Source organism: Gracilibacillus dipsosauri, from assembly GCF_003176895.1.
In the GTDB taxonomy this organism is placed as follows: domain Bacteria; phylum Bacillota; class Bacilli; order Bacillales; family Amphibacillaceae; genus Gracilibacillus; species Gracilibacillus dipsosauri.
Genome location: NZ_QGTD01000018.1, coordinates 221550 through 237820 on the forward strand (window position 1 = coordinate 221550; position 16271 = coordinate 237820).

General features: G+C 35.4%; 13 protein-coding genes. 11 read left to right on the top strand and 2 right to left on the bottom strand.

Annotated features, from left to right (window positions below):
• The first annotated feature begins 33 nt into the window (after nt 1-33).
• From DLJ74_RS17150 to DLJ74_RS17165, 4 genes are read left to right on the top strand one after another with little or no spacing between them, the layout of a single operon-like run.
• The gene (locus DLJ74_RS17150; RefSeq protein ID WP_109985375.1) at nt 34-1476 is read left to right on the top strand and encodes a hypothetical protein; all 1443 of its coding nucleotides are present in this window, start codon (nt 34-36) and stop codon (nt 1474-1476) included.
• Nucleotides 1451-1738, top strand: coding sequence for a hypothetical protein (locus DLJ74_RS17155; protein WP_109985376.1), 288 nt, complete (start codon nt 1451-1453; stop codon nt 1736-1738). Before DLJ74_RS17150 ends, DLJ74_RS17155 begins: the two co-directional genes overlap by 26 nt.
• Nucleotides 1735-2262 carry a metalloprotease family protein gene (locus tag DLJ74_RS17160; protein ID WP_109985377.1) on the top strand — a complete coding sequence of 176 codons (528 nt, stop codon included), beginning with the start codon at nt 1735-1737 and terminating at the stop codon, nt 2260-2262. The genes DLJ74_RS17155 and DLJ74_RS17160 overlap by 4 nt, the downstream gene beginning before the upstream one ends.
• 5 nt (nt 2263-2267) lie before the next feature.
• Entirely contained in the window at nt 2268-2525 is a 258-nt protein-coding gene (locus DLJ74_RS17165; protein ID WP_054788405.1) for a hypothetical protein, read from the top strand.
• A gap of 205 nt (nt 2526-2730) precedes the next feature.
• Here DLJ74_RS17165 and DLJ74_RS17170 read toward each other — a convergent pair whose 3' ends face one another.
• Both DLJ74_RS17170 and DLJ74_RS17175 read right to left on the bottom strand, forming a co-directional pair.
• A complete protein-coding gene (locus DLJ74_RS17170) occupies nt 2731-3207 on the bottom strand; it encodes a hypothetical protein (RefSeq protein ID WP_054788404.1) in 477 nt (158 codons plus the stop codon).
• The gene (locus DLJ74_RS17175; RefSeq protein WP_109985378.1) at nt 3204-3413 is read right to left on the bottom strand and encodes a helix-turn-helix transcriptional regulator; all 210 of its coding nucleotides are present in this window, start codon (nt 3411-3413) and stop codon (nt 3204-3206) included. Before DLJ74_RS17175 ends, DLJ74_RS17170 begins: the two co-directional genes overlap by 4 nt.
• Before the next feature lie 252 nt (nt 3414-3665).
• Here DLJ74_RS17175 and DLJ74_RS17180 point away from each other — a divergent pair, with 252 nt between their 5' ends.
• From DLJ74_RS17180 to DLJ74_RS17210, 7 genes are all read left to right on the top strand, one after another.
• Nucleotides 3666-6206: a rhamnogalacturonan lyase family protein gene (locus DLJ74_RS17180; RefSeq protein WP_109985379.1), complete on the top strand. Its 2541-nt coding sequence runs from the start codon at nt 3666-3668 to the stop codon at nt 6204-6206.
• A 171-nt stretch (nt 6207-6377) separates the two neighbouring features.
• Nucleotides 6378-7037, top strand: coding sequence for a YesL family protein (locus tag DLJ74_RS17185; protein ID WP_109985380.1), 660 nt, complete (start codon nt 6378-6380; stop codon nt 7035-7037).
• 27 nt (nt 7038-7064) lie between these two features.
• On the top strand, nt 7065-9317 hold the full coding sequence (locus DLJ74_RS17190; protein ID WP_109985381.1) for a helix-turn-helix domain-containing protein: 2253 nt from the start codon (nt 7065-7067) through the stop codon (nt 9315-9317).
• Between the two features lie 491 nt (nt 9318-9808).
• Nucleotides 9809-10762, top strand: a complete 954-nt coding sequence (locus tag DLJ74_RS17195) for an ABC transporter permease (protein ID WP_109985382.1) — start codon at nt 9809-9811, stop codon at nt 10760-10762.
• A gap of 12 nt (nt 10763-10774) precedes the next feature.
• Nucleotides 10775-11683: a carbohydrate ABC transporter permease gene (locus DLJ74_RS17200; RefSeq protein ID WP_109985383.1), complete on the top strand. Its 909-nt coding sequence runs from the start codon at nt 10775-10777 to the stop codon at nt 11681-11683.
• A gap of 97 nt (nt 11684-11780) precedes the next feature.
• On the top strand, nt 11781-13391 hold the full coding sequence (locus DLJ74_RS17205; RefSeq protein WP_109985384.1) for an extracellular solute-binding protein: 1611 nt from the start codon (nt 11781-11783) through the stop codon (nt 13389-13391).
• Between the two features lie 144 nt (nt 13392-13535).
• A complete protein-coding gene (locus tag DLJ74_RS17210) occupies nt 13536-16265 on the top strand; it encodes an alpha-mannosidase (RefSeq protein WP_245902376.1) in 2730 nt (909 codons plus the stop codon).
• Nucleotides 16266-16271: the final 6 nt, after the last annotated feature.

The following is a 16271-nucleotide window of genomic DNA, read 5'->3' on the forward strand; positions in this document are numbered from 1 at the left end:
ATAAAAATCTAAAAGCTATTAGTGAGGGCAAAAATGAGAGTATATCCAATTAAGCATCTAGTTCATTTATATAGCACCTTTTTTATGCGAAAAGTACTAAACTTTGGCATATTAAAAAATCCACTTATTCGTATTTTGTTACTTGTTGCCTTTCTTATTTTAATGACAGTCATTGCAGTGTCTGTATTTATATTTTTCTCTGAAGCATTACAGACAGAAGAAATCGTTTTATTTCTGTTGAATACATACTCTAGTACAATCATACTTTGGACGATTGTTGTCACGATTTTTCTCAAAGTGATCTTCTCCAAAGTGGATGGATTTTTACGGATGACGATTAATTTTCCGATTAGTAGTAAGGAGCGGAATTTCTCTGTTTTTCTTTATGAGACATTGATTTCCTTTGTAGTAATATTTCTACTTTCCTTTTCCGTTGTCCTGTCTATGGTATTGATCCATCAATTCGCATTTATCGATGTATTAATGGTGAATTTGTTATATGTCAGTACTTTTGCTTATCTCTCGTTACAGGTGATTTCCAAGCTAGTTTCCTTTGCTTGCACCTTTTTCAAAATAGAAAAGCTCTTCCACATTATTAATCTATCTATTCTTGTTTTTATTTTTGCGGTTTTCTTGAGAAAAGCACAAACATTGGTACAGGAGCTTGCTAATGATTTGATTCAAGAAACCAATACAACGGAGAGTATACTCTTATTCTTTCAACAATTTCATGAGAATTATGGTTTTTGGTTAACGACTCTCTTGTATGTCGGTCTTGTCGTTATAATGACTGGACTCATTATTGTGATCCCTGACCAATCTCATATGTCGAACTCCAAGCATCTTCTTGCCTTTCAAGCAAAAAACGTTTCTGTTATGAAAGCATATGTATTAAGCACTTTTCGAAATATGAATACATTGAATACGATAGCACTTGTGTATTTAGCAGCAATTATACTTATTCTTTTTAATTTAAGTGAATATATCCTTTATACGATGATTTTACTTAGTTTTAATGGTATCTATAGCTTTATCCATTCACAAAATCTGAGACAAATGATGTATAAATTTGATTATGTGGCATGGAAGGATTATTTATATTTATTAGTCTCACAGCTAATTATTATTTATCTTGTTTCGATCCCCTTATTATTATCTGGATTTATCATGATTACAACGGTTATTCATTTCATCATTCCATATGTTGTCGTTACATTCGGTGTGCTAATCTTCGTGTTAGCAGGGATATTATTTCCCCCCTATAATGACAATCCATTTTCCGTTATCACGAGTATTGCTGTTGTGATGATTCCGATACTTGTGATAGGAATTTCGCTAACCTTCATGAATTTGGGCCTTTGGATGAATATAGCTATTCTGATTTTTTTCTACTTGGTCATGATATTATTCAGTATTCAGGGCTTAATCAATCTGAGAAGGAGTTTTCGAAATGAAAAATTTGTTGACATACATTAATAGTTTAATAGCAGCTATTATCACGACATTATTTATTTTAACGGCTAGTTTCCTAATCATGCTTTTTAGTAGCGGGGAGGAAGGTTATCGAACTACCTATTTTGGTAGTCTCTTCTTTAACAGTACCCCAACATCGGAGGATACATTGGAAATGCAATTTGGTGTTGCTAATGGTATTCCAATTTTTATAACGATAGCTATTTTGTTTGTCCTATTTATTTTTATCCTATCATTGTTTAAGCGAAAGTCGGCAGCTTCATGAAGGTTGTCTATTCGCTAGATCGTGTGAGCTTTTGGCTTTTTGTCCAACTATTCCTTGGACATTACAAAAAATTACTTGTGGCAATGGTAGTATTCAGTCTACTTCCATTAGTAATACATACAAGCTGGACAATGGCTCGATACATCCTTCAATTTTATGTTATTTTTTTTGGTGGCTTATTTCTTTCCTTTATTATTCATGAATACTTGCATGCAATCTTATTGAAAAAGAGTAGGGAGGAAGGAGAGTTGGAGGTAGAATTCACCTTTGCCAAAATTACTATCTATCCGAAATTCACTTTAACATCGAAGGAAATGATGAAGGTAGCAGCGATGCCACTTTTTATTCTACTAGTTATCGGACTTGTTCTGATTATTTTTGCGAAATGGACAAACCAGAATGTCCTCATGTTTACCGGTTTTTTGTATGTGTTCCATGTTATTAACATCATTCCACCACTTGGTGATGGAATGATGATAATAAAAGCAATATTTCATAAAGGCTCTACACTTGAAAGGAGGTGAAAAAAATGGCATTAGTTAATCGTTTATCTTTATTAGTTGTACTTACTCTTGCATCTTTGAAAAGCAATCTTACTGCAATGGTTGAAAATCGTAAAGTGCAATTCGATGGTTGGTTTATCGTGTTATTAGCAGTACTTTTAACACTTGCATTCACTATCTTTGCTGGTTTAACTATCTGGTGTCTTGTATACCAAGGTGGTTCTTTCAGTGGTAACTGGAGCTGGCACAAGTGGGGTGTTAGTGTAAAAGCTGAATGTGTGTAATGGGGGGCCTTCTAAAGCTATTAGCTTTAGAAGGCTTATTATACTATCAGTAAGATAAAATTCTTATTTGTTGATAGTATAAGAAAAACTTCGGCACTCGGTATTGGACATGGCGAATGCCGAGTTTTTCTAATATGCAAATAGGATGTACTCCTATAATGCAACAATCTAACATTTGATAGTATATATGCTTCTTTGTAGGATTTTATTTCATAAAATCCCAAATCACTTTATAATAAAGGAAATAATGAATCGTCAAAATACTTAAGAGAACATATACTACCATATTTGCACTTAATTCAAAGGAAATCATGTGCAAATAAAACGCAATCAATGTAAGAATCGGAATCACGGTTGTATAAAACATATAGATTCGTTTCGTAGCGATCGTATAAATATGTTGGGTTCCTTCATCTTCTTCATTGATTTCTGGTGGTTTAAGTGACAAAGGATTCCCTTTATTCCACTTTTGATAATAGTACGTATAGACAATTAAAAAGCTAGAAAAACCAATGAATCCAATGATTAGTATGACCATAAATAAGTGGATTCTAAACCCATTTATGGTTAAGATGGCTTGGTCGGGATTATTCATAATGAAATCAACATATCCGAAGAATAGTAATAAGGCAAAGTAGAAACATGCCATAATTAGTGGGTGATAGAGCTTAAATTTATTCACAAGTCCTCATCTCCCTCTTCTAGCAAAAATAACTCCTCCACTTTACATTGGAAAACCTTTGCTAGCTTTATTGCTAGTAATACGGATGGGAGCATCTTTTGTTTTTCAATAAATCCAATCGTTTGCCGCGTTACACCAATAAGAGTTGCCAGCTTTTCCTGTGAATAGCCATAACGCGCTCGATACTCCTTAAGCCGATTCTTCATTATGATCTCTCCTTATATACCATTGTAAAGGATCGTTTGCATTTTGTAAAGTATACTTACGTATAGAAGGATGCTTTTTTTCGTGATAGAAATAGGAGATTATTCTCCTTAGAAAAAACCTCTGATTTTTCAACAAGTTTCACTGATTTTTTAATGGTGTAACCAAGCTATGTTGGTATAATCGAAAACAGGAAGGGAGGTAAATTTTTCTTAATCTAAAATTTGTAAGCGATTTCAAAAAGGAGTGATTATTTGTTAAAGCAATCATGGGCAAAAAAGACACTAGTTTCCATTAGTACGTTAGTATTACTATTTTCGGGTGTGATTAATATTTCAGCAGTAGAGAAAAAAGGTACAATGAACAGTATCCAGCTAGAAAAATTAGATCGAGGCTTAGTAGCTGCATCTACTTCGGAAGGTATCTTCTTGAGCTGGCGTTTACTAGCTAATGAAGTCACTGGCTATTCTGAAACAGGGCTAACAGGTGTGAATTTCCATGTGTATCGAGATGGTGAAAAGATGGCAACAGTCGAGGAAAGCACGAACTATTTGGATAAAGCAGGCTCTAGCAATCATGAATATGCGGTTCATGCCGTAATAAATGGAAAAGAGGTAGAAGAAAGTAAAACGATTCTCCCGTGGGACAAAGCGTATTATGATTTACCATTACAAAAGCCTGCAGATGGAATAACACTAGCAGGGGAATCTTTTACTTACCACGCGAATGATATGATTGTTGGGGACATGAACGGAGATGGTCAATACGAGTATGTTGTCAAATGGGAGCCGTCTAATGCTAAGGATGTATCTCAGGTTGGCTATACTGGAAAAACCTATCTTGATACGTACACTCTTGATGGAAAACTTCTTTACCGAATCGATTTAGGTGTCAATATCCGCTCAGGAGCACATTATACACAGTTTTTAGTATATGATTTTGACGGCAATGGTAAGTCAGAAATAATGTTAAAGACAGCTCCTGGTACGAAGGTACTCAGATATGATGAAAACGGTGAAGTAATATCGGAAGAATTTATCACGATGCCAGAAGAGGATAAGGAACAGGGGTACAGTCATCATGATGATTATCGCATGAGTAGTGAGGATTATTATGCACATATCGTAGACTTATTTAGAAACTGGCATGAGCAAGAAGAGGTTATTAGTGGAGAGTGGCCTGCTACATTAGAGGAATGCTTTGGAATAGAACCGAAATATGCTTATCCTTTATCACAGGAGGACGCAGAAAATCTAGCTGATTATTTTATCGATGTCTATGCTCCAGAAAGAAGTAGTCGTAACGATTTACGCAATTTTGAAGGCTTTATCCTAGAAGGACCAGAGTATGTGACGGTTTTTGATGGAGAAACTGGTGGAGAGTTAGAGACAATTCATTACAAGCCTGGGCGTCGAGATGATGGATTAAGATGGGGAGATTATGCTATGTCCCGTATCGAGCCTGGTAATCGTGTCGATCGTTTTCTAGCAGGTGTTGCGTATTTAGATGGGCAACGGCCTTCTGCCGTTTTTGCTAGAGGTTATTATACAAGAGCTACGATTGTCACTTACAACTGGGATGGGGAGCATCTTCGTGAAAATTGGTATGTAGACAGTGGTTGGACACCGATGAGCAACCCATTTAATGATGGTCCACACGGTGTGGATGGAACGGACAAGGAATTTGGAAGTATTACCACTCAAGGCTTTCATTCCTTAAGTGCAGCAGACGTTGATGGAGATGGAAAACAAGAAATTGTTTATGGCTCGGCTACGATTGATCATGATGGCTCTTTATTGTATAGCTCGATGGATGAGATGCCGGAGGAAGCAGCTGGAGAAGGAATCGCTCGTTTAGGCCATGGAGATGCCATGCATGTTGCCGATATTGATCCGAACAGACCTGGTTTGGAAATGTATATGGTTTTTGAAGGCGGTGCTTGGGCTCCTTATGGTTATGCACTAAGAGATGCTGCGACTGGTGAGGTTCTTTATGGTGATTACACAGGAAAAGATACTGGCCGCGGAATGATCGGTGATATAGATCCAACGAAACCAGGCTTAGAAACATGGGCTGTTAAATTACAAACGGCTGAGGGGGAAGACATTACTGAATCCAAGGGGCTTCCTGGAACCAACATGAGCATTAAATGGTCTGCTGATATGACGACTCAACTTATTAATGGATCTAGAGACCAAACTCCAACCATTGATGATTGGCAGAAGGGTACTGTGTTAACGGCAGAAGGTACGAGAACCAATAACTGGACGAAAGGAAATCCAAGCCTTGTTGCAGATATATTTGGTGACTGGCGTGAGGAGTTACTAGTAAGAACAGAGGATAGCTCAGCTATTCGTATTTACTTGAGTACAGAAGTAACAGATCACAAGCTTTATACGTTAATGCATGATCCACAGTATCGTGCAGAGGTGGCGAGACAAAATACGTCCTATAATCAACCATCCTATACGAGCTTTTATTTTGGTTCGGATATGGATTGGTCAACAGTTCTCGTTCCCACTGTTGAATTTCCTGTTCAGCTGTCTAGCCTACAAGATTTAATGGATGGATACATCGAGTCGGGAGACCTGCGAGGTCCATTGGCAAAACAATTGACCAATACGTATAGGCAAATGATCCACCATTATGAAAAAGACTCCATTAAACAAGCGCGTAAGTTCCTTGCCAAGTTCGAAAGACAAGTAGAGAAACGGTCGATGGAACGCTTTATTTCGGCAAGTGCAAAGGAACAATTAACGAAAAGAGTAAAGCAATTAATAGAACAGCTAAGCTAAGTTTGAAACCTACCACCTCTGGTTAAGAAGTGGTAGGTTTTTTGATGGTTTTAAGAGATGTTTTTCCTGAAATTAATTCTGTTTTGAATATTTTGCAAATTTTGAAAGGGCTTTCTTTTTTGAGCGCTTTTTTGATATGATAGAGAAAATAACAAGTTAGGGGGAAATACAGTGGTATTCGTTAACGGATTTTTTAAATATCTATATACGTTTGGCTTTTGGTTAGCTAGAATGATGATTTTAAATATTTGTTGGATTATCTTAACCTTGTTAGGTGTCGGGGTATTTGGGATTGCTCCTGCTACAGTAGCAATGGCATCTATTATACATAAGTGGTTTTCAGAGAATAAGGAAGTTCCAATTGTAAAAGAGTTTTGGAATACATACAAGAAAAGTTTTATAAAAACAAATGTTTTATTTTTAGGTTGGTTATTGATTGGTCTATTCTTATATGTCGATTATTTTGTATCTAAAACATATATCCAATCTTTTTATTTTCATTTAGTATTAATGTTTTTCATAATCGTTGGCTTGGCGAGTTTTTGTCACTTTCTTATTGTCTATGTACGTTATGATCTAACCTTATTACAGTATTATAAACAATCCATCCTTATAGCCTTAGCTAGACCCTTTGAAGCGATCGCTATGTTTATCTCCCTTATTATTTTGTATTATTTATATTGGTATCTTCCGGTATTAACGGCTTTTGTAGGCGTGCCTTTAACCTTGTACCCCATTCTTTGGTTTTCGTATAGGGCGTGTGTAGGTGTGGAAGAAAATCAGCAAAAAATAAAACAAAAAAGTAAAACCCCCTCCTATGGAAGGAGTTAATTGCTTGTATAGGGAGAAGGTGGTATTTTGATTAAATCTAAATTGTTTATTAATTATATTGTTTCCTATCTAATCGTTTTCTTTGTCCCTTTTGTAATTATGAGTTCCATTATTTATTTAAATTCTGTAAGTAATTTAAAGGAAGAAATCGAACAATCCAATTTAGCCAAATTGGAACAGGTTGCAGCTATTACAAATGAGAGAATGAGTGAATTAGAATCCATTTCGAACAGGATTGCACATGATCCACGATTGACTCCATATATGATTCATCACCCGTATTATGGGCTCGAGGCAGTAGCTGAGTTGAAAAAGTATAAAGCAAATAGTTCGATATTAGAAGAATTGTTAATTTTTTATCATCAAAGTAACACGATTTATTCATCAGAAGGGTCATTTAGTCTCCCTGCATTTTTGAATAAATACCAATTTTATTACATCGAATTAAATGATTTCGATGAGCTTCTTCACACGAATATTCCAAACAATGTCCTTTTTGAGAAACAAAATAACTATGGAAGTAAGGATAAATTTGTTGCCTACTTTACTCCAATTACGTTAGATAGTAATAGTACGTATGGTTCTGTATTATATTTAATTAAGGAGAAAAGCTTAAATGAACTGATCGAGAATGTAATGGGTGATTTTAAAGGCAATGCCTACATAGTATCAGGTAATAATGAAATTCTCGCTTCAACGATTAAAGATAAGACCATCAACATCAATGAAGTAAAACTGGATAAAAGTGAATTTAGAAAAATTAATACAATAGAGTTGAATAATGAAGATTATTCGTTAGCTGCAGTTGAGTCAACGATATCTCAATGGAAGTTTGTCACGATAATGGAAACAGATCAATTTTTTGAACGATTAGCCAATACGAGGTTACTTATTATCTTATTATGTATTGGAGTTTTTATATTAGGGGGAGTACTAGCCGTTATCCTTGCGAGAAGACAATATCATCCTATTCGTTCCTTGTTTAACTCCGTAAGTCGTAATAAAACAGTAAATGCTACCATTAATGAACTGGAGACCATTAAACGAACGGTCACGTCCGTTTTTGAAGACCACGAAAAATTGAGCGAAACCGTTTATAAGCATCAATCATTTGCACGTGATCAATTTATTACTAAAATATTAAAAGGGGATTTTAATAAGGAAGAAGAGATAACAAACTACAATAATACGTTACATTTAGATATAGCTGGTGACTATTATGCTTCTCTTATTCTTTCATTAGAAAGTGGTCGCTCGTCCTCCAAGAAATTAATCGAAAAAGAAACGATCTATGAGCTAGTAAATAGCTTTCGATTAGATGATGTAAAAGCATTTGGCGTAGATTTGTTGTATGTAGATGCAGTTGCTTTAATTATTAAAATGGATGGTGATTTAGCAACTGTCACCCAAAAGCGTCAAAACTTTGTAAAAAGATTACGAACAGAGTCAAAGGAAAAATTAAGGGTAAAGCCAATTATTAGTGCTGGCTCTATTGTTGATCATATTACCCTCATTAACAGGTCCTATATCGAGGCATTAGCCGCTTTAGAATATAAATATTACTATGCACAAGGTAGTTGTATTTATTTTGAAGAGATTGAGAAAGAGCCAACTGCTTCATTAGGCTATCCGAAAGAAGAATTATTAAAGATTGTGCAAAGCATTAAACATGGTGATACGCAAGTTGCTCAAGAATCACTAACTACAATATTCGATACAATGAAGCATAAAGAACTATCTCCTTCTTTTTTAAGAGCGATTAGTTTTGAAATCATTAATACAGTGATTAAAACGATAACAGAGGTTGGGATTACCCCTAAGCATGGTCAATTAGAGTCCGTTTTTGATTTTCAGTCAATTGAAGGACTTTACAATGAGCTTTATAGCATCATTGATCTAGCTTGTGATCAGGTGAATAGTAGTAAGAAAAGTCATAATGATCAATTAAGAAATAATATCATCACATACTTAGATGAACATTATCACCTGTATGATTTATCTTTAGAAAAAATAGCATTAGAATTTCAACTATCAGCTTCTTATGTAAGTCGATTTATCAAAGAACAAACCGGGTATAACTTCAAACAATATGTGCAAAATTTACGCATCGAAAAAGTGAAGGAGGAGTTAATAGCAACAGATGCTCCCATAAAGAATATTGTCGTAGATGTAGGTTATAAAGATGTAGCTAATTTTACAAGGAAATTTAAAGGTATTGTTGGAATGACACCAGGAAAATATCGGCAACTATATAGTAAGCAGATAAGTGAAGAAATGTAAAAGTAAGGAAAAGAAGTGGATTTCTAATTGTAGAAGTTCATTTCTTTTTTTGTACGTTAGAAAGTATAAAATTATTGCAAGTAGTAAAGCGACGAAGCGGAAATTTTAAAGTCCAAAGTATAAGAAAAGCTAACGCATCCGCTAAAAGGACGAGCGAATGCGAGTTTTTCTAGTATGTTTGGAAGTATAAAATTTCTACACAGTAGAAGTTTCGACATAGTCGAAGTTTTAAGGTGCAGCAAAAATGGGATAGGAGATTGTTAGATTGTAGATCTGACAAATGACAAGAAAGACATATATCAAAATCCACATATAGATCAATTTCTACATATTGACTTTCTTTGAAAGCGTTATCTACCAACTTATTAGCATCTAGATAAAGCAATAATGACAAGTCAAAGCAAAAACGACATATTGATAACGCTTACTTTTAGTCATTATGATGATATCAGATAGCGAATGGAAAAGTTGGAAAAGGAGGAAAGCAATTTATGGGCAGTGTAAATTCAGCTGTAACTAATAAACAAAAAGTAAAACTAAAGACGAAGAAGAATAGAAAAATAATTCAGAATTGGCAATTGTACATTTTTATTTTGCCAGCACTCCTTTACTTTATTATTTTTCATTATGTACCAATGTACGGTATTCAAATAGCGTTTAAAGATTATGTTCCCTCATTAGGGTTTTTGGGAAGTGAATGGGTTGGTCTCAAACACTTTGAACGATTTTTTGATTCTTATTATTTCTGGGATTTATTAAAGAACACGCTTGGGATTAGTATATATGAGTTAATTGTAGGTTTTCCATTACCTATTCTATTAGCACTGTTACTAAACGAAGCGAAAGATGGTATTTATAAACGAACGGTTCAAACGGTTACATATGCACCACATTTTATTTCTGTTGTTGTTATTTCAGGGATGATCATTGCCTTCTTATCTCCTACAACAGGGATTATCAATCATATTATTCAATTTTTTGGATTGGAACCAATTGCATTTATGAGTGATCCGGCTTGGTTTAAAACAGTGTATGTTTTATCAGGTGTTTGGCAGAGTACGGGGTGGGGTACGATTATTTATTTAGCAGCATTATCTGGTGTCGATCCCCAGCAGCATGAAGCAGCAATTGTAGATGGTGCTTCAAGGTTCCAAAGAATTATTTATATTAATATTCCAACATTAGTTCCGACGATGATTATTTTACTCATTATGAACCTAGGGAACATTATGGCATTAGGTTTTGAGAAGATTTTATTATTACAAAATCCATTAAACATGGAATCTTCTAATGTTATTGCTACATTTGTTTATCAAGCAGGTTTATTAGACGCACAATACAGTTTTGCTGCAGCGGTAGGTTTATTTAATGCAGTAATTAATGCCATTTTATTAATCGCAGTCAATCAAATTGCACGGAAAACAAGTGAAACAAGCTTATGGTAAAGGGGTGGAGAAATGGATTCAACAACATTGTATGAAACGAAAACAGATAAGTTTTTTAAGTTGATTGTATATTTCTGCTTAACGGTCGCCTTGGTGGTAGTGCTTTATCCATTGATTTATATCATTAGTGCATCGATTAGTGATCCTACAGCTGTAAATACAGGAGAAATGTGGTTACTTCCAAAAGACGTTACCTTTGAAGGGTATCGACTGATTTTTGGAAATGATTCGATATGGCAAGGGTACTTAATGACACTTGTTTATACGGCATTAGGTACATTTATCAATTTATTAGTAACGATTCCAGCAGCGTATGCGTTAGCGAGAAAAGATTTTTATGGGAGAGGATTTTTCACCGCCATATTCGTTTTAACTATGTTCTTTTCAGGTGGTCTTATCCCCACTTACTTAGTTGTAAGAGATTTAGGCTTAATCGATACAATCTGGGCAATGGTATTACCAAATGCTGCAGCAGTCTGGAACATTGTTATTGCGCGAGTGTTTTTTCAATCAACGATTCCAAAAGGACTTGAAGAAGCGGCAATTATTGATGGTGCCTCTAACCTTAAATTGTTTTTTAAAATAATCTTACCACTATCTGCACCAATTATAGCGGTCATGGCATTGTTTTATGGTGTGGGACATTGGAATGGTTACTTTAATGCCTTAATTTATATCTCGGATCGTGATTTATTCCCATTACAGTTAGTCTTAAGAGAGATATTAGTGTTACAAGATATGTCTTCTAATAATACCAATATTACTGGTGAAACGGCCCAGTTAATCAATAGTAATCAACAGTTGGCAGCCATTATTAAATATGGAGTAATGATCGTGTCCTCGTTACCTGTCATTATTGTTTATCCTTTCTTACAAAGGTACTTTGTAAAAGGTGTCATGATTGGTTCATTAAAAGGATAAATCGATAAATCGGAAGCTTATTTAAGGAGGTGATGTGGAAGGATTGTTACCTGTAAGAACAATATACCATGCATTTAATAAGGAGAGGGGTTAAGTAATGAAGAGAAAATTATGGTTATCCGTAGTGTTTACAGTACTTTTCATTTTTTTAATAGCGTGTAGTAATGATGACACAACGAATCAAGCTGATAATAATGACGATAATCAGTCTGAGGATGTTGCTGTAAATAAAGAAGGCTATCCGATTGTAGAGGAAGAAATAACCTTATCATTAATGGCTCCAGGTACTGGTCTTGCAGAGTGGGAAGACATGCCGACATTACAACAATACTCGGAGAAAACAAACATAAATTTTGAATACGATACACCACCATTAAGTGATTTTCAAACAAAATTAAACCTAGCATTTGCAAGTGGTGATATCGCAGATATTATTTTTGGTGCAGGAACGGCGGACTTAACACCAGGTATGGAAGTTGATTACGGTGAACAAGGTGTTTTAATCCCATTAGAGGATTTAATCGATGAGTATGCCCCAAATTTCAAAGCACTTATGGAGGAAAATCCAGAAATAGAAAGATCGATAACCACAACAGATGGGCATATCTATGCTTTGCCAGCAATCAATCAACATCCCACAGCAGCTTGGCCAGCAGGCCCCATGTGGTATAACGGGGCATGGTTAGATGCATTAGGTGTAGAGGAATTACCGAAAACAACGGATGAGTTATACGATTTATTAGTACGTTTTCGTGATGAAGATCCTAATGGTAACGGCAAAGCCGACGAGATTCCTTTAGTCGATGTCAAAATGAATAGTACAAGAAGATGGCTTCTAGCCGCATTTGGAATGAAGGAGTGGGGCATTGAAGAAGTCGAAGGAAAAGTTCGATATGCTCCTGTTACGGAAAATTACAAAGAATATTTGACCTATATGAATAAATTATATGCAGAGAAATTACTTGATCCGGAGACCTTCTCCCAAGCGGATGAACAGAAAAAGGCAAAGGGTCAACAAAATAGATTAGGACTATTTCCTGACTGGTTCTCTTTCTTTACAACTGGACAAACAGAAGAAGAAGCGATGAATAATCCAATGTTCCATCCTTTGACGAGTGAGGTGTCACCTGAGATTGTTTTACCAGGAAATCCGGGAATAAGTAGAGGAGCTTTTGCGATTACTTCAAATAATGATCATCCAGAAGCTTCGATGAGATGGATTGACTATTTATATTCTCAAGAAGGACGAGATTTCTTTGATCAAGGTCCAGAAGGTTATTTATGGGAAGAAGGCGAGGATGGACAAAGGGTATTTAAAGAAGTGCCGGAAGAATTTGAAAGTAGTGAAGATTATCGTGGTACATTAACACCAGCATATGGGATTACTACACCAATGTTAGTAGATTTAGTAGAAAATGCACCAAGATCTGAATTTGACTTATTTATTGAAGAAGAAACAAAAGCCAAAGTAGATCCATATGCAGAGACTGCGTATCCATTAGTTTACTTAACAGAAGAAGAGCAAGAAGAAATTAACACAATTGAAGTGGATTTGGAATCATATGTGGAACAAATGGAAGCAAAATTTATTACGGGTGTAGAGCCTTTAACCAATTGGGATAAATATATCGAAACAATTGAAAACATGAATATTGATCGTTATGTAGAGATCTATCAGGATGCATATGATCGCTGGGCGAAAAACTAATCTATTCCAAATCAATGGCTCGTTATTGACATCTATTACTGAAGTAGGATGACGAGCCATTGCTCCATCTCTTATAGATACATAATTAGAAAGATAAGATGGATGAGGAAGGAAAATATCCAACACAAATTGGAGGAGTTTTACGTGAGTCAACAAAAGAAAACCATTCATATTATTTCCCATACACACTGGGACCGGGAATGGTATTTACCATATGAAAAGCATCATTATCTATTAATTGAATTTATGGATCAATTAATAGAGATATTGGAGGCTGATACGGATTTTAAAAGCTTTCATTTAGATGGGCAGACTATTATTTTAGACGATTATTTGGAAGTGAGACCAGAAAAAAAGAAGAAAATAAAGCGTTTAATAGAAGATGGTCGTATTCATGTTGGACCTTGGTATGTATTACAGGATGAATTTTTAACAAGTAGTGAAGCAAATATTCGTAATTTGCAGTATGGTTTTAAAGATGCAAGGAAGTGGGGAAGTCTATCAAAAATTGGCTATTTTCCTGATTCATTTGGCAATATGGGGCAAGCACCACAAATCCTACATCAAGCAGGGATAAAACATGCGGCATTTGGTCGTGGTGTGAAGCCCACTGGATTTAACAATTTAGTAGGTGAATCAGATATGTATGAATCACCATATTCAGAAATGAGATGGCAAGCGCCAGATGGTTCTGAAGTGACAGGTATTTTATTCGCGAATTGGTACTGTAATGGGAATGAGATACCTGTCGAGAGAGACCTTGCGAAGAAATATTGGGATGGTCATCTCGAAGCGATGGAAAAATATGCTGCTTCTGATCACTTCTTAATGCTTAATGGTTGTGATCACCAGCCAGTACAAGTTGATTTATCTGCAGCAATTCGTACAGCAAAAGAATTATATCCAGATTATGAATTTATTCATTCTAATTTTAATGATTACGTAAATGCAATAGACCGACAATTATCGAAGCCAAAACTAAAAGAAGTAAAAGGTGAATTAAGAAGTCAACATACTGACGGCTGGGGAACCCTTGTAAATACCGCCTCCTCTCGTCTGTATTTAAAAAGAATGAATCATGAAGTACAGACATTTCTAGAAAAGGAAGTAGAGCCATTAGCAACCTTTGCTTATTTACTTGGTGAAGACTATGATCACGATATTTTAGAGTATGCATGGAAAACATTAATGCAAAATCATCCACATGACAGTATTTGCGGTTGTAGTGTAGATGAGGTCCATCGTGAAATGGTTACACGCTTTGAGAAAAGTAAACATATGGCTGAGAGTCTGAAGCAAGCAACATTAAAAAAAATTGGTGCGAAAATAGATACTTCTAGTTTCATACAATATAGTAATCAGTCAGTACCGTTTGTGCTTTTCAATTCAACAGGCCTTCCGAAAACTGGGGTGGCTACTGTTGAAATAGATTTTATACGATCTTATTTTGCTGATGGTGTTAATCGCAAATCCATCGAGGAATTTGATTTAGACGGCTATACTTTAGTTGATCTGGATGGTAAGGAATACGCCTATCATATAGATGATGTAAAGATTGTTTTTGATTATGATTTACCAAAGCATCAATTCCGTCAACCATACCTAGCAAAAAGAGCAACGGTTTCGTTTGAAGCGAAAGATGTTCCTTCCTTCAGCCATCGTACATTTGCCTTTGTTCAAATAGCTAAAAGTACTAAAGCAGACGAAAGAAGCATCGCACAAGAAGCAAATACGTTAGAAAATAACTTTTTAAAGGTAGAAATAAATCCAAATGGCTCGCTTACCATATTTGATAAACAAACAAAAGAAGTGTTTCCTAATCTTTTAATCTATGAAAATTCTGGTGATATCGGTAATGAGTATATGTATAAACAAGCTTCAGAAGATTTGCCGATTACAACAGAAGATAGCGAGGCATCGGTTGAACTGATTGAGAATACATCTATTCGAGCAACATATGAAATTATCCACCAATGGGAAATACCAGAAAGTGCAGAAGCAATGCTACAACAAGAGCAGCAACAACTAGTAGGATTTAACACCCGGAAATCGAAGCGTAGTAATAAAAAAATTCTATTGACGATTACAACAAAGGTGAGCCTAGAGAAGAATGGCACAGGGGTTAATGTCGAAGTTACTTATGATAATAATGCGAAAGACCATCGTTTACGAGTCTTATTTCCAACAACGATAGAATCGAGTCATCATTATGCAGATAGTATTTTTGAAGTAGCCAAACGGAATAATGTACCGTCAGAGGAATGGACAAATCCAGATTACTCTCAGCACCAGCAAGCCTTTGTTAGCATGCATGATGATGTGAAAGGAATAACGATTGCAAATAAAGGACTTAATGAATATGAAATTCTAAGAGATAAAGCAAACACGATTGCTATTACCTTGCTTCGGGCCGTTGGTGAATTAGGAGATTGGGGGTATTTTCCTACACCTGAAGCGCAATGCTTGGGTGCACATAAAGCGTCCTTTAAAATCTTCCCTCATATTGGTAATCGGAATCGAGAAATAGTCTATCATGATGCCTATCAATATGCTGTGCCATGGTCTACCTTACAACTTCCTGTACAAACTGGTGAGCTTTCAGGTAATTATCAATATTTTTCCTATAAGTCAGATCATCCTATTGCTCAAACGTCACTTAAAGTAGCTACCAATAAAAAGGATGTCATGATTCGTTTTTTCAATATGATGGATCAACCAGGATCACTTGAAATAAAGGCAAATCCGCTTATTGACACAAAATATGAGAGTAATGTAATAGAAGAAAAAGTAAACGAATGGATAGATAAACATCAAATAAATCTGAAACCATATGAAATAAAAACGATTGGTATGATTCCTAATAGAAAGAAGTGAGATGCA

Excerpts from the sequence above, each read along its gene's own strand:
- DLJ74_RS17150 (WP_109985375.1), top strand. The coding sequence starts at position 34 with ATGAGAGTATATCCAATTAAGCATCTAGTTCATTTATATAGCACCTTT.
- DLJ74_RS17155 (WP_109985376.1), top strand. The coding sequence starts at position 1,451 with ATGAAAAATTTGTTGACATACATTAATAGTTTAATAGCAGCTATTATC.
- DLJ74_RS17160 (WP_109985377.1), top strand. The coding sequence starts at position 1,735 with ATGAAGGTTGTCTATTCGCTAGATCGTGTGAGCTTTTGGCTTTTTGTC.
- DLJ74_RS17165 (WP_054788405.1), top strand. The coding sequence starts at position 2,268 with ATGGCATTAGTTAATCGTTTATCTTTATTAGTTGTACTTACTCTTGCA.
- DLJ74_RS17175 (WP_109985378.1), bottom strand. The coding sequence starts at position 3,413 with ATGAAGAATCGGCTTAAGGAGTATCGAGCGCGTTATGGCTATTCACAG.
- DLJ74_RS17195 (WP_109985382.1), top strand. The coding sequence starts at position 9,809 with ATGGGCAGTGTAAATTCAGCTGTAACTAATAAACAAAAAGTAAAACTA.
- DLJ74_RS17200 (WP_109985383.1), top strand. The coding sequence starts at position 10,775 with ATGGATTCAACAACATTGTATGAAACGAAAACAGATAAGTTTTTTAAG.
- DLJ74_RS17205 (WP_109985384.1), top strand. The coding sequence starts at position 11,781 with ATGAAGAGAAAATTATGGTTATCCGTAGTGTTTACAGTACTTTTCATT.